The organism is Spirosoma rhododendri, assembly GCF_012849055.1.
GTDB classification, from domain to species: Bacteria; Bacteroidota; Bacteroidia; order Cytophagales; family Spirosomataceae; genus Spirosoma; species Spirosoma rhododendri.
Window position 1 is genome coordinate 737,957 of record NZ_CP051677.1, and the last position, 14,113, is coordinate 752,069.

The window sequence follows — 14,113 nt, forward strand, 5'->3', positions numbered from 1 at the left end:
TAAGTGCAGTTACCCCATTAGCCGCTATCGCGACTCGACAGCAGGATGCTGTCGGGGACAGCGAAAACCGACTTTCAGTGGGCGAAGACGGTGCGTTCGATCTTTTCCAGGCTGGTACCCTTCGTTTCGGGCATAAGCCGGAGTACGAACAGAAGCTGCAATACCATCATGCCAGCGAAGAACAGGAAGGTGGTACCGCCCCCAGTTTTTCCGACAGGTACGGAAAAGTGAAGGTGATAATGGCGGCCATGAGCCAGTGGGTGAAGCTGCCCAGTGCCTGACCGCTCGCCCGGACTTCGTTGGGGAAGATTTCGGCGATAAACACCCAGATAACGGCCCCCTGCGAGAAGCCGAAGAAAGCGATGTAGGCAAACAGCAGAAACGGAACCGTCGCGCCAAAATCCTGCACGTAGAAAGCCCGCGCCACCAGCCCCAGCGTGACAATCAGCCCCACCGAGCCGATCAGCATCAGCCTCCGTCGCCCGTAGCGGTCGATCAGATTCATCGAAATCAGCGTGAAAATCAGGTTGATCAGCCCGACGCCCGCCGACGACAGCAGGGATGAGCTTTTGCCCAATCCCGTCATTTCAAAAATCCGGGGGGCGTAGTAAATGATGGCGTTGATACCCGATACCTGATTGAACACGGCAAAGAGCACCGCCAGCATGATCGGTCGGGTGTACTGCCCCGAAAACAGCCGGGCCGACGATGCCTGTGGCGAATGGCTCTGCTCGATGGCCACGAACGTTTGGTCGGCGGTGGCGGGGTCGATCATGTTCAGCACGACCCGCGCCTGTTGGGCGTCACCCTTTTTGAGCAGCAGCCAGCGGGGGCTTTCCGGTATGTTCAGCACGGCCACCAGAAACAGCAGCGACGGCAGGGCCTGAATACCCAGCATCCAGCGCCACGGTTCGCTGCCCGCATCAGCCAGCAGGTAGTTAGACAGGTACGCGATCAGGATACCCAGCACCACATTGAACTGGAACATCCCGACCAGTTTACCCCGCGATTTGGCGGGCGAAATTTCGGTGATGTACATGGGTGCCGCCACCGACGACGCCCCCACGCCCAGCCCGCCCAGAAACCGGAACAGCAGAAAGATTGGCCAGTTGGGAGCCAGTGCTGTACCGAGCGATGCGGCCAGGTAGAGAACGGCAATCCAGAATAAGGTTCTCTTACGGCCCAGTTGCTCAGCCGGTATACCGCCGGTCATGGACCCGATCACCGTACCGATAAGCGCGATGGAAACCGTCAGGCCGTGCTCCCACACATTGAGGTGCCAAAGGGTCTGGAGCGACTGCTCAACTCCGGAAATAACGGCGGTATCGAAACCGAAGAGGAAACCGCCTAGCGCAGCCGTAATCGACCAGACGAAAATGCGTTGTTGCTGACTCACGTTTGTTGGTACGAACCGATTTTTCAGCGGCTCATGTCAGCAAACCTAGCGCATGTCAGGGCGGGGCGGCTTAAGAAAACGTTCAAATAGATTAAGAAATAATCTCAATCACAATCTATTGATTATCAGCAATATAGTAACAATATATACATAGGGGCCTTAACTTTTGTTACCTGACTCTCCGCTTTTGTTACGTGTAAAAATACTCATCTCTGGGGACTAGCAAATTGATACGCACCCCCTATACGTTAATCGGATTACGGCGGTACTCCGATGGTGTTTTGCCGGTATGCTGTTTGAAGAACGTCGTGAAGTAGGTCGGTGAACTGAACCCCGTTTCGACGGCAACCTCCGCGACGTTTCGGGTGGTGTCGCGCAGGAGTTGCCGGGCTTTTTTCAAGCGTACTTCCGAGAGCAGATCGACCACGTTTTTGTCGAGCAGAGCCTGCACCTTACGATATAGCTGCACCCGCGATAGCCCCATCTCGCGACTTAGCTTTTCGACTCCGAACGACGGGTCGCTGATGTTTTTCTCGATCAATGCCGTCAGCTCGTTCAGGAATCGGCGATCCTGTTTGTTGTCGGACTTAGGCAGGGTATCGGTCGCGAATCGCTGCTGCTGTTTCCGGCGGTTGGCTAGTGTCGTGCGCAGCGTTTCGATCAGGTATGTCGTGTCGAATGGTTTGGTAATGTAGCAGTCGGCCCCGGCGCGGGTGCCTTCTATCTGTTGCTCTAGTTGCCGTTTGGCCGTCAGCAGAATAACCGGGATGTGCGAGGTGCGCCAGTCAGACTTAATGCGCTGCGTCAGTTCTATTCCATCCAGGCCGGCCCCATCTATACCGGGCAGCATGACGTCGCTCAGGATCAGGTCAGGAATAGTTTCCAGTATTCGCTCCCAGCCCCGCTCGGCGGTGGTTTCGGCGATGATGTCGAATTCAGCCCCCAGCCGATTAATCAGGAACGCCCGCAGGTCGTCGTTATCTTCGATCAGCAGCAGCGTACCATTATGTCGGCCCGTCGGTCGAAGCACGGGTTCAGCCTCGGCGTCGAGTTCGGTTTCGATAAACGGCCGATAGCGCCCCGCCGGGCCGGTCTGTTCGCTCGCATCCAGATGGTCGCTACCCAGCGGTAATGTAATGGTAAACGTAGTGCCCTGCCCTTTGGCGGACGTCACACTAATATCGCCCCGGTGCAGTTGGATAAACTCCAGCGACATTGCCAGCCCGATACCTTTCGAGAGGCTGAACGTTGGCGCACCGCTGTAGAACAGATCGAAGGCATGTTCTTTTTCCTGTGCGGTCATGCCCTCCCCGTTGTCGATCACCTGAATCCGCACCTGCCCATCCATCGTATTGATCTGCACGTGGATTCGGCCCCCGCGCGGGGTGTATTTAAACGCGTTCGACATCAGGTTGAACAGTACCTTGTCCAGCTTTTCAGTATCGAACCAGATGAGTAGTCCGGCCTGATCCGTAATCAGTTGCAGGTCGATCCGCTGTTTTTCTGCCTTTCGGCCAAAATCGGTGACGATGTCGCGTACGAATGCAATCAGGTCCTGCTCCGACGCGTTGAGTTGTTGCTTGCCCGCGTCGGTCTTCCGCAGATCGAGCATCTGATCGACCAGCCGCAGCAGCCGGTAGGCGTTCTTCTGCACCAGCGACAGATTCCCGCGCAGTTCGTGCGTACCGACCGTTTTCTTGGCCAGCAAATCTTCGGTAGGAATCAGAATCAGGCTGAGCGGGGTGTTGAATTCGTGGGAGATGTACGAGTAAAACCGCAGCTTATCTTCAGTGGCCGTGCGCGCCTGCTGCGACACTACCTCGATCTGGTTTTTCTGCGCCCGGATTTCTTCGTTCTGTGCTTCGAGTTGTTCGTGCTGCCGGGCCAGTTTCAGGTAGGCCCGCTGCTTGCTCCGAAACAGATACAAGGCCCACATACCGAGCAGCAACGCAATAATGAGACTGGCCAGCGTGAGGTACAGCGTATTTTTCTGGGAGGTATAGGTGCGGGTCAGGGTCTCCAGATTCTGATTCTGCTTTTCGATGTCGGTCTGCTGCTCGATAGCTTTCTGATTCTGAAGCTTCATGATATCCACGTTCGTCGAGTCGATCAGCGTAATCGGCAGGCGGTTTTCGCGCCGGAACGGTTGTTTCTTCAGAATCGCTACGGCCGTGCGAACAGCTTCCTTGCCGCCCGTTGGATACAGCACGGTAGCATCGAGAATACCCCGGTCAACCAGGTCGATGCCTTCGTTTTTACCGGGCAAACCATCGACACCAATGATTTTGATGCGCTGATCGATTCCCAGTTGTCGGCAGATGTCGTAGGCTTTCAGGCCCGTGCGGTCGTTCTGGGCGAAGATGAGCCGGGTGGCTGGATTGGCCCGAAGCAGTGCCGTCAGGTCAGCAGAAAACGACTGCTTGTCCCAGTCGCCGTCCAGCTTCCCTACCAGTTGCAGCCCCGGCTTGGTGCGCACGACCTCGGCAAAACCCTTGTGCCGGTCGATGTCGGCCGACGACCCCGGCGACTCGCCAATCTCGATTAGCTGGCCCCGTCCTTTCAGCAGCGCGCTGGCATACTGACCCGCCGTGCGGCCCACGTCTGTGTTGTCGGCCCCGACATAAGCCGTGTATTGATCCGACGCGGTTCGCCGGTCGACGATGATGACGGGAATACCCAGTTGGTAGGCGCGCTCGGTAATAGGTGTGATGGGCCGGGCCGCGTTGGGTGATACGATCAGCAGATCGACCTTTGAATCGATCAGTTCCTGAATCTGTTTGACCTGCTTATCACTTTGCCCTTCCGCATCCTTGACGATAAACTCGACCTCGGGATTAAAGGACAGCTCCTGCTTCATGCTGGCCAGCATCGACCGGCGCCAGGTGTCGGCCTGTGTCCGTTGCGAGAAGCCGATGCGGTAGGTCTTTTCAGGTGCTGTAGAACAACCATCAAGCAGCAACATCAGCAGAACAAAAAGGGCGTTTCCCAACACCCTTCGGCTCACCGGGCAGCGAACTGACGACGTAAACAGACCATTCATGATTCATAGGTTAGTGCTACAGACCAAATGTAACCTAAACTAGAGACAACTCATAATTGAATAAATCCTAATTAACAAACAGCAGATCAAGCGTCGACGCCCTAATTGTCGACGTACTAATTCAGGAATCGAGCCGGCCAATAGAAGCTCTGTTGAATCACAAAGCGCATTATGTTGTGGTGGTATCCCGTCGTTGGGTTGTCGAGCAGATTTTTGGCCGCATCGGCGGTCCGATGGCGGAGTTAATGTTGTCGACTGAGCGTGGATCACGAGAAAACGACTGCCTGTACAGAGACCATAGTACGGATAGGGTTTGTTACCATTTTGCTTAGTCGAATCCCATAAAAGTCATTCTTCAAACAATCGCTTAGGGGCGGGACTATCTGGCACCCTGTCAACACCATTTTTGCACTATCTGGCGAAAATTCTGTATCTTCGAAGCCTGTCGTTCGGAGTAGTTAACCCAGCAATCGCGAACGGGCAGGTTTTATGCAGCGACGGATTACGGGGCTTCTGATCTGGTTGATAGCTACGTGGCCGATGCTTGCCGGGGCGCAGAACCTCGTACCCAACGGCAGTTTTGAAACCTACCGCGACTGCCCCCACCAGGACAACCTGCTGTCCGAAGCCGTGCCCTGGTACAACCCCAACCGAGCAACACCCGACTTTTACCACCGCTGTTTCGACTCCGGCCAGATGCAGCTCGCCCCGCGTACCGGACAGGGACTAGGGAGGCTATTCTTCGATCAGGGCTGGGCCGAATACATGGGCGTTCGCCTGACCGAGCCCCTGAAAGCCGACGAGTGCTACTACTTCGAGATGTTCATCGCGACCGATACACCGGGCAAGTATATCTCTGAAACGATTGGTGCGTACGTTTCAAAAGAACCGGTACGGGATCCTAACTCAACGGAGCGATTAAAGGCTGGCCCACAAATACTCGACAATACCCCTAGAACGTCGGTCGCCCGGTTGCAGTGGCAGCGCGTCAGCGGGATGATTATAGCCCGGGGCGGTGAAGAATACCTGACCATCGGCAGCTTTTTTAAAGACCCACCTTTCCTCGGCTTTTACTATCTATTTATCGACGATATTTCGCTGACCCGCGTTACGCTCAATCTCGGCGATGACAAGACGCTGTGCAGTCGCAACGACCGCTACGAACTAAACGCCACCACGCCGGGGGCATTCGATTACCGCTGGAGCGACGGCAGCAGACAGCCAACACTACAGGTTACCCAGCCCGGTAAATACTCCGTTACGGCCATCACAGCCTGCAAAACGCTGACCGACTCGGTTCAGATCAACTACGCACTCGACTTTTCACTGGGTCGCGACACTACGCTCTGCACCGGCCAAAACCTGGTACTGTCGCCCCCCGACATTCCGGGGGCCACCTACCGCTGGCAGGATGGTTCGCGGCAGCGTACGTTTTCGGTGGGGCAACCCGGCAGTTATTCGGTGAGCGTCACCCAGGGGGGCTGCGCCGTACTCGACGCGATTCAAGTGCGCTATGTCAGCCCACCGACGCTCGACCTCGGCCCCGATCAGCAGCTATGCGGCACACAGATATTCGACCTCAAACCCGCCGTAACCAACGGGCAGTTTCGCTGGCTGGACGGCTTCGCCGAACCGGTGCGGGAAGTCAGCCATTCGGGCGTGTTCCGGGCCACGGTGCAAAACGACTGCGCCACCCTGGCCGACTCCGTCAGCATCGACTATAGCGGCTGCGAATGCCAGTTATACGCGCCCAACAGCTTCTCCCCAACGACGACGGCCTCAACGACACTTTCCTCACGACCGGCTGTGGCGACATTACGATTCTATCATTGATCATCGTCAACCGCTGGGGCGAAGTGATTTTCGAGACGAAGCAGGAGCCGTTCCGCTGGAATGGTCTGTTTCAGGGCCAGCCCTGCACCGCCGGAGAGTACGCCTGGACAGTCAGCTACCAGCTAACGCGCAACAAACAAACGACCTTCACCAAGCAGCAAGGCCCGCTGTTGCTGATTCGGTAGCGTGTTGTGTAGCCTGGACCACACCGGCGGACCGGTCCAGGCTACATAAACATCAGGCTTTTCACTAAAATACGGCTCAATCGTTGCAGCGCATTGATCACCACGTAGCTTACCCCATGCCCGAATACACTATTCTAGATCAGGTTGACCAGATTTCACCCGCCCTGCCTACTTTCAGCGAACCCGGCTTTTTCTTCAATAGCCCGGCGCACCTGAATCAGCAGGGCGGCACAGTGCATCAAATCGTGGTTATAAATCAGGAAACGGGGCAAGCCGACGGGCGGTGTGCATTTTTTTTGCGGGACCAACAGGCCGTTAGCCCGTTGGCGGCTCCGTTTGGCTCCGTCGAGTTTGCGCCCGATCTACCCGACGATGTACTAAGCCTATTGATCAACAGCCTGATAAAAGCGGCCCGAACGGCGGGAGCTACCTCGCTGCGGCTGGTCAACTACCCCGATTGCTACGCACCCACTCAGGCCCGGCGGTTGGCGCGTCAGCTCGTTGAACACGGTTTTGAACCGGTTGCTACGTATGAAAATTTGCACCTCACTGTAACCAGCCAACCGTTTGGGTCGGGCATTGACTCAATGAAACAGCGTCGGCTTCGCAAATGCCGGACCGCCGGATTTCGGTTCGCACACTGGCAATCGCCCGATTTGTGTGCGGCAACGGCATTCGTAGGGCAGATTCGGCAACTGCGCTGCCACGCACAGACCATAGAACCAGCATCGCTCCGGCAGCTTCTCCTATCTTTCCCCGATCAGTTTCCACTCTTCGGCGTGTGGGATGCCGACCGGCTTATCGCGTTGGCCGCTGCGGTGCGGGTCAGTCCCGATATTCTCTACTATTTCCTGCCCGTTTCCGACCCGGCTTACGACGCCTACAGCCCGATGGTGCTGCTCATCGACGGGCTTTGGCAATACTGCCAGCAACAGCAGATCAGCCTGCTCGACCTGGGCGTTTCGCTCAACGGCGACCGTACACCCAAGCCCAGCCTGATACAGTTCAAGCGAAATCTGGGCGGGCAGTCGTCGGCGAAAACAGTCTACGAACGCGCGCTCTGACCGGTCAGCCGTCGCACCCCGTCCTGCCATTTTTTTCGTTACTTTTGTCGAAAACAGCCCGCGTCATTGGTGGGCGTCAGCATGATTGAGCGCGGATTCAAAACGGTAAATCAATGGGTAAGCAACGGGCTGGCATCGCTGCTGTCGCTGCTCAAAGTAGCCGTCCGGTTGCAGCATCGCACCCGCCTGCCCGCCCCGCGTCGGCCCATCTGCTCGGTACTCGGCAACGGCCCATCGCTCAACCAGTCACTTGCGCTCCACACCGATTTTCTGCGGCAGACCGAACTCGTCTGTGTGAACAACTTCGCCCATTCGCCCGTGTTCGCGCAGCTACAGCCGCAAAACTACGTTCTGTTCGATCCGGCATATTTCACGTATCAGGGTGGACCCGACGAACGCGCTGACATCCGGCAAACGGTGACCGCCTTTATCGAGCAGGTCGACTGGCAGATGACGCTCTACGTACCGCAATTCGCCAAAGGCTCGTATCTGCTACGGCTGATTGCCGAGAAAAATCCGCGCATAGAGGTTGCCCATTTCAACTATACCGTAGTCGACGGATTCCAATGGCTGACGTTCTGGCTCTGCGCCAACGGCTTCGGCATGATGCAGTCGCAGAACGTGATTATCGCGACGCTGGCCCTGATGATTAACCGCCGGTTCGAGACCATCTACCTGTTCGGAGCCGACACCTCCTGGCACGAGCAAATCCGCGTCAGCGATCAGAATCAGTTGCTGATGCAGCAAACGCACTTTTACGAAGACGCCAGCAAAGTCGCCCACGTACCGGTCTATTCCGACGCCAGTCAGCAGCAAACCTGGTCGATGGCATCGCAGTTTCTGTCGCTGCACAAAGTTTTTCGCGGCTACGAACGCCTGCAAGCCTACGCCCGTTACCGGGGGGTACAGGTGCTGAACGCCAGCGTTAAAAGCTACATCGACGCCTTTACCCGCGTCGTTATTTCTCAACCCCCAACGCCCGTCACTACCACGGCGACCGGTCCTGAATCACAGAATCAGCCGGTTTAATTCGTTCCTTCGTTTATGCTTGATTTAACCAATAAATCCATTCTGATTACGGGCGGCACCGGATCGTTCGGCAAGAAGTTCGTCGAGATGGTGTACCAGCGGTATCCGAACCTGAAACGGCTGGTGATCTACTCGCGCGACGAGCTGAAGCAGTTCGAGATGAGTCAGTACTACCCGCAGAGCAAGTACAAGTCGATCCGGTTTTTCATCGGCGACGTCCGCGATGCCGACCGGCTCCGGCGGGCTTGTGAGGGGATCGACGTTATCATCCACGCGGCTGCGCTCAAGCAGGTTCCGGCGGCTGAGTACAACCCCATCGAGTGCATCAAAACCAACGTATTCGGCGCGGAGAACGTCATCAACGCGGCCATGGACATGGGCGTACAGCGCGTGGTGGCCCTCTCGACCGACAAAGCCGCTGCCCCCATCAACCTCTACGGCGCGACCAAACTCTGCTCCGACAAGCTGTTTGTGGCCGCCAACAACGCGAAAGGCAGCCGCGACCTCCGCTTTTCGGTGGTGCGCTACGGCAACGTTATCGGCTCACGCGGTTCGGTAGTACCGTTCTTTCTGGAAAAGCGCAAAGACGGCGTGCTACCCATTACCCACCCCGATATGACGCGGTTCAACATCTCGCTCGAAGAGGGTGTCGAGATGGTGCTGTACGCGCTGGAACACGCCTGGGGAGGTGAAATTTATGTCCCAAAAATTCCGTCGTACCGCATCACCGATGTGGCGGAAGCCATTGGTCCCGACTGCGAGCAGAAGCTGGTCGGCATCCGGCCGGGCGAGAAGCTGCATGAGGAGATGATTACCGAAACCGACGCGCTCAACACCATCGAGACGGACAAATACTACGTCATCACGCCGTCGACACCGATCTGGAGCACCGACGACTATCTGGAAGCGTTCAACGGGAAGCAGGTTGAGATGGGCTTCAAATACAACTCTGGCACCAACACCGACTGGCTCACCGTCGATCAACTGCGCGACCAGATTCGCGAACACGTCGACCCGAACTTTTCGGCGTAGCGACACGCGGGTATTTTTGCGTACCCCTCCTCCAGTGCCTAACTCTGTTTAGTTTGAACTAAACTTTTATGTCTATATTTACAGTTCGCAAGGTAGCTGCCGTTTAGGCGAAGCAAGAACTGGATGAGTTGGAAATCGACGGAATAGGTCAGCTCGCTGAGTTTGAACGCACGTTGCGGGACAAGCAATTCCTGAGCGAATTCAGAACCCTGCTGACATACATGGAATACATCAGCAACGGCAACTCGCTCCCTGACACTAAGTTTAAAGACGTAACACCCACGAGTGAGCGAGTAAAAGAGTACGAGTTCAAGTCAAAGCACCTGCGCATTTACGCCATTAAGAAAGAGAACGGTAAGCTCATTATCCTGGGCGGATTTAAGACGACGCAGAAGGCAGATTTCAAGCGATTTCGTTCGTTAAAACAACAGTACCTTGATTCACTAGAGCCATGACACGGGACGAACTAATCAACAGCCGGGAGTACTGGATTACCAAAATTCAGCTTGATCTCTTCGCGCAGATCGAGCAGTACATGGCCGACAACAAGCTATCGCGAACGCAGTTGGCGGAGCAGCTTGGCGTTACAAAGGGGTACATATCGCAGGTTCTCAATGGTGATTTCGATCATAAAATCAGCAAACTGGTCGACCTGTCGCTGGCCATTGGCAAAGTACCGACCATTACCTACGGCGAGTTGCCTGCTCAGCCAGATGTTACCGATACATCAGACGAGACGAGATATATCGGGCAACGCACTATAGGCAGTCACACACCAGCATCAAAGGCAAGCTGATACACTTAGCCGAAACGATTATTTTCTGGGTGGAAACCCGAACCGCCAATGCCTGAAAAACCCATTCCCTACGGTCGGCAGCATATTACGGACGACGACATAGAAGCCGTCAACGCAGTACTGCGGGGCCCGTTTCTGACGCAGGGCCCGACTATTGGGCAGTTTGAAGCTGCCTTTGCGCAATACGTCGATGCGCCATACGCGGTCGCGGTTGCCAACGGAACAGCTGCATTGCATTTGTGCTGCATGGCCCTCGGCGTCGGGCCGGGGACGCGCGTCATCACGACACCGATTACGTTCTCGGCGTCGGCCAACTGCGTGCGCTATTGCGGGGGCGAGGTGTATTTCGCCGACATCGACCCGGCTACCGCCCTGCTCTCCATTGATTCAGTGCGGGCGTTGATCGAACAGCATCCGGCGGGCTATTTCTCCGGCATCATCCCGGTCGATTTTGCGGGCTACCCGGTGCCAATGGACCAGTTCCGTCAGTTGGCCGATGAGCACGGGCTGTGGCTGATTGAAGACAGTTGCCACGCACCGGGCGGCTTTTTCACGGATGCAGCTGGACAAACGCACCGCTGTGGTGACGGTTCGCTGGCCGATCTGGCGATTTTCAGCTTTCACCCCGTCAAGCACATTGCGGCTGGCGAAGGGGGCATGGTTACGACCGCCAGCAAAACGCTGTACGATCATCTGATGCGGCTGCGCACCCACGGCATCACCAACAAACCCGGCGACTTTACCGAACCATATCCGGGCGAACCGGAGCGCGGGGGCTGGTACATGGAGATGCAGGAGCTGGGCTACAACTACCGCCTGACCGATTTCCAGGCCGCGCTAGGGCTAAGTCAGCTTGGTCGGGCCGACGCGATGTTTGCTGAGCGAACCGCCATCGCCCGTCGCTACGACGACGCCTTTGCCAACACGCCCGGCCTCGACCTGATCGTACCACCGGCCAATGTGGGTCACGCGTACCATCTGTACGTCATTCAGACCGACAACCGGAAGGAACTGTACGACTTTCTGCGAAGCCGCAACATCATGGTACAGGTTCACTACATCCCAGTGCATCTGATGCCTTACTACCGGCAGTTCGGCTGGAAACCCGGCGACTTCCCCCACGCCGAGCGTTACTACGCCCGCTGCCTGAGTCTACCTATGTTCCCCACCCTCACCCCCGACGAGCAAGCCCACGTGATCGAGTCGGTGAAGTTAGGTTTAAGGCTTGAGGTTTAATGGTTAATGTTCCTCCGGTAAACAACCTTAGACCTTAAACTTTGAACGTTAAACTACATTTCAATGACCCAACAGGAACAATTCTGGGCCGGTGACTTCGGCCAAAGCTATACCGACCGCAATACCCGCGACCGCGCCGAGTGGGACGACTTCTACCGCCAAAACTGGGGCCTAACCAAGACCGAGATGAACGCGGCTTTTCTGGCCGACCTGCCCCGCGACGCCCGCATTCTGGAAGTTGGCTGCAACACCGGTATGCAGTTGCGCGGCTTGCAGGACATGGGCTTTACTAACCTGTACGGCGTGGAGTTGCAGCCCTACGCGGTCGAGAAAGCGAAGCAGCAGACGCAGTACATCAACATCATTCAGGGGTCAGGGTTTGAGTTGCCGTTTCGCGATGGCTTCTTCGATCTGGTCTGTACCAACGGCGTCCTGATCCACATCGCCCCCGACGATCTGCCCCGCATCATGGGCGAAATGGTCCGGTGCAGTCGGCAGTACATATGGGGGTTTGAATACTACAGCCCGTCGCTGACGAGCGTACCGTATCGGGGTAATGAAGGCTTCCTCTGGAAAGCCGATTACGCTGCCCTGTTTCAGCAGCAATCACCCGAACTGACGCTGGAAAAACAGACGCTGTACCCGTATGTCAATCAGGCCGAAAGCGGTAATCAGGACGTCATGTACCTTCTCCGCAAGAAGTAATTGTATAAACGCTATCTCCAGAAAAGCCTCCTCTCCTGTTCGAGGAGAGGGGGTTGGGGGTGAGGTCAGCCTATGACAGCCATTGCCATCATACCGGCGCGGGGCGGCAGCAAACGCATCCCACGCAAGAACATCCGGCCGTTTCTGGGCAAGCCTATTCTGACGTACGGTATCGTTGCGGCTATAGAATCGGGGCTGTTCGACGAAGTAATGGTGTCGACCGACGACGACGAAATTGCAGCTGTTGCCCGGCAGTATGGCGCATCGGTACCGTTCCGCCGAAACGCGCAGACGGCCAACGACTACGCCACTACCGCCGATGTATTGACGGAAGTCCTGGGTCAGTATGAAGGGCTGGGTCAGTCGTTCGATCTGGCATGCTGCCTATACCCAACGGCCCCGTTCGTCACCGCCGACCTGCTCCAACGTGCCATCACGCTGCTGACCGACCGGCAATTCGACACAGTATATCCGGTGCAGCAGTTCAGCTTTGCGGTGCAGCGGGCCGTCACGTTGCGCGACGACCGGGTAGCGTGGCTCAACCCCGAACACGCCCTAACACGGTCGCAGGACCTCGAACCCGCCTACCACGACGCCGGTCAGTGCTACGTGTTCCGCCCCGACGTGTTGCGCGCCACCGGCAAACTCATCACCAGCAATTCCGGTGGACTCCTCATTCCCGAACTACACGCCCACGACATCGACACCGAAGACGACTGGCAAATCGCCGAGTTTAAGTATCGGCTGATGCATGGTCTGTAAGACGTATACCCGTTATGAACCGTATCATCTTTCGCGCCGATGCCGATAGTCAGATTGGACTGGGGCACGTTATGCGTTGCCTGGCATTGGCCGATATGCTCGGGTCATCGGTTGACCGGTATATGGCCATCACCGAGCCAGAACCGGTCGTGCAAACCCGGCTGGAACAAGCGGGTTTGCAGGTCATCGCGTTGAAAAAAAACAGCATAGCGACCGATTTTCTGACACTTCTCGAACCCAGCGATCAGGTCGTTCTGGATGGATATTCATTCGACAGTGCGTTTCAACGGGCTGTGAAAAAGCGGGTTAAACGACTGTTTTTCATTGATGATTTGCTGGACGGGCGTCAGATTGCCGATGTGATTATCAATCATGCGGGTGGCGTTTCTCCAACCGATTACGACGCCGGCCCAAACACCACGTTTTGCCTAGGCCCGCACTACGCGCTGCTGCGGTCGCCGTTTCTAAAACCCGGTGGCTTTGGTCCACCACCGTCGGACGGCCCGTACTTCGTCAGTCTGGGCGGGGCTGACCCATCGAACGTGTCACTGTCAGTCGTGCAGGCCATTCAGCAGCTCGACCCAAAACAGGTGGTGCGGCTGGTACTGGGACCACTGTATGCGCAGCGCGACAGTATCGACGCACTCAGGACCAATCTACCCAATCTGACCATTTTGGAAAATCTGAGTGCGGAGGAGATGGTAGCCGAACTTGAACGATGTAGTTTGGCGATCACCGCGTGCAGTACGATTGCCTACGAAGTCTGCGCTGTTAATCGTCCTCTGATTGGCATCCTGACCGCCGACAATCAGGACCGCATCGCCCGGTTTCTGAGCGACGAAAAGCTGGCACTATCGGTGCATTTCCCCCACCTGCTCAGCCAGCTCGACCCGTCGATCTCGCTGGAAACGGTGCTGAAACTGGCCATTCAGTCGATCCAGTTCACACCCGAACAAATCGACGAATCATTGGCCAACCAGCGTCGTTATTTCGACGGTAAATCACCCGAGCGGTTTCGGGCGTTATTTAGCTAAT

The 14,113-nt window shown here is 56.3% G+C and carries 12 protein-coding genes and 1 pseudogene; 11 read left to right on the forward strand and 2 right to left on the reverse strand.

Annotated features, from left to right (window positions below; all coding sequences use genetic code 11):
* Nucleotides 1-74: 74 nt before the first annotated feature.
* A pseudogene (locus HH216_RS02835) lies at nt 75-1,396 on the reverse strand (sugar porter family MFS transporter).
* Nucleotides 1,397-1,637: 241 nt separating this feature from the next.
* Complete coding sequence (locus HH216_RS02840) at nt 1,638-4,358, reverse strand: hybrid sensor histidine kinase/response regulator transcription factor (RefSeq protein ID WP_254448671.1); 2,721 nt, start codon at nt 4,356-4,358, stop codon at nt 1,638-1,640.
* A gap of 567 nt (nt 4,359-4,925) precedes the next feature.
* Here HH216_RS02840 and HH216_RS02845 point away from each other — a divergent pair.
* The 11 genes from HH216_RS02845 to pseG all read left to right on the forward strand — a co-directional run bounded on the left by HH216_RS02845 (nt 4,926) and on the right by pseG (nt 14,112).
* Entirely contained in the window at nt 4,926-6,269 is a 1,344-nt protein-coding gene (locus HH216_RS02845) for a gliding motility-associated C-terminal domain-containing protein (RefSeq protein ID WP_254448672.1), read from the forward strand.
* Complete coding sequence (locus HH216_RS25705) at nt 6,170-6,454, forward strand: T9SS type B sorting domain-containing protein (RefSeq protein WP_254448673.1); 285 nt, start codon at nt 6,170-6,172, stop codon at nt 6,452-6,454. The genes HH216_RS02845 and HH216_RS25705 overlap by 100 nt, the downstream gene beginning before the upstream one ends.
* A gap of 116 nt (nt 6,455-6,570) precedes the next feature.
* Nucleotides 6,571-7,518, forward strand: coding sequence for a GNAT family N-acetyltransferase (locus HH216_RS02850; protein WP_169549410.1), 948 nt, complete (start codon nt 6,571-6,573; stop codon nt 7,516-7,518).
* Nucleotides 7,519-7,599: 81 nt separating this feature from the next.
* The gene (locus HH216_RS02855) at nt 7,600-8,547 is read left to right on the forward strand and encodes a hypothetical protein (protein WP_169549411.1); all 948 of its coding nucleotides are present in this window, start codon (nt 7,600-7,602) and stop codon (nt 8,545-8,547) included.
* Between the two features lie 15 nt (nt 8,548-8,562).
* Nucleotides 8,563-9,579, forward strand: a complete 1,017-nt coding sequence (gene pseB / locus HH216_RS02860; protein ID WP_169549412.1) for a UDP-N-acetylglucosamine 4,6-dehydratase (inverting) — start codon at nt 8,563-8,565, stop codon at nt 9,577-9,579.
* 128 nt (nt 9,580-9,707) lie between these two features.
* Entirely contained in the window at nt 9,708-10,034 is a 327-nt protein-coding gene (locus HH216_RS02865; protein WP_169549413.1) for a hypothetical protein, read from the forward strand.
* Nucleotides 10,031-10,375 (forward strand): helix-turn-helix domain-containing protein, encoded by a 345-nt coding sequence (locus tag HH216_RS02870; protein ID WP_169549414.1) that lies wholly within the window; start codon nt 10,031-10,033, stop codon nt 10,373-10,375. The genes HH216_RS02865 and HH216_RS02870 overlap by 4 nt, the downstream gene beginning before the upstream one ends.
* 48 nt (nt 10,376-10,423) lie before the next feature.
* Nucleotides 10,424-11,611, forward strand: a complete 1,188-nt coding sequence (gene pseC, locus HH216_RS02875; protein WP_169549415.1) for a UDP-4-amino-4,6-dideoxy-N-acetyl-beta-L-altrosamine transaminase — start codon at nt 10,424-10,426, stop codon at nt 11,609-11,611.
* Between the two features lie 63 nt (nt 11,612-11,674).
* Entirely contained in the window at nt 11,675-12,316 is a 642-nt protein-coding gene (locus HH216_RS02880; RefSeq protein WP_169549416.1) for a pseudaminic acid biosynthesis-associated methylase, read from the forward strand.
* Between the two features lie 72 nt (nt 12,317-12,388).
* Entirely contained in the window at nt 12,389-13,078 is a 690-nt protein-coding gene (gene pseF, locus HH216_RS02885; RefSeq protein ID WP_169549417.1) for a pseudaminic acid cytidylyltransferase, read from the forward strand.
* A gap of 14 nt (nt 13,079-13,092) precedes the next feature.
* A complete protein-coding gene (pseG, locus tag HH216_RS02890) occupies nt 13,093-14,112 on the forward strand; it encodes a UDP-2,4-diacetamido-2,4,6-trideoxy-beta-L-altropyranose hydrolase (protein ID WP_169549418.1) in 1,020 nt (339 codons plus the stop codon).
* Nucleotide 14,113 lies beyond the last annotated feature (1 nt).

Bases quoted from the DNA above. Each gene is read 5' to 3' on its own strand.
- HH216_RS02840 (WP_254448671.1), bottom strand. From the start codon at position 4,358: ATGTTGCTGCTTGATGGTTGTTCTACAGCACCTGAAAAGACCTACCGC.
- HH216_RS02845 (WP_254448672.1), top strand. From the start codon at position 4,926: ATGCAGCGACGGATTACGGGGCTTCTGATCTGGTTGATAGCTACGTGG.
- HH216_RS25705 (WP_254448673.1), top strand. From the start codon at position 6,170: ATGCCAGTTATACGCGCCCAACAGCTTCTCCCCAACGACGACGGCCTC.
- HH216_RS02850 (WP_169549410.1), top strand. From the start codon at position 6,571: ATGCCCGAATACACTATTCTAGATCAGGTTGACCAGATTTCACCCGCC.
- HH216_RS02855 (WP_169549411.1), top strand. From the start codon at position 7,600: ATGATTGAGCGCGGATTCAAAACGGTAAATCAATGGGTAAGCAACGGG.
- pseB (WP_169549412.1), top strand. From the start codon at position 8,563: ATGCTTGATTTAACCAATAAATCCATTCTGATTACGGGCGGCACCGGA.
- HH216_RS02870 (WP_169549414.1), top strand. From the start codon at position 10,031: ATGACACGGGACGAACTAATCAACAGCCGGGAGTACTGGATTACCAAA.
- pseC (WP_169549415.1), top strand. From the start codon at position 10,424: ATGCCTGAAAAACCCATTCCCTACGGTCGGCAGCATATTACGGACGAC.
- HH216_RS02880 (WP_169549416.1), top strand. From the start codon at position 11,675: ATGACCCAACAGGAACAATTCTGGGCCGGTGACTTCGGCCAAAGCTAT.
- pseF (WP_169549417.1), top strand. From the start codon at position 12,389: ATGACAGCCATTGCCATCATACCGGCGCGGGGCGGCAGCAAACGCATC.
- pseG (WP_169549418.1), top strand. From the start codon at position 13,093: ATGAACCGTATCATCTTTCGCGCCGATGCCGATAGTCAGATTGGACTG.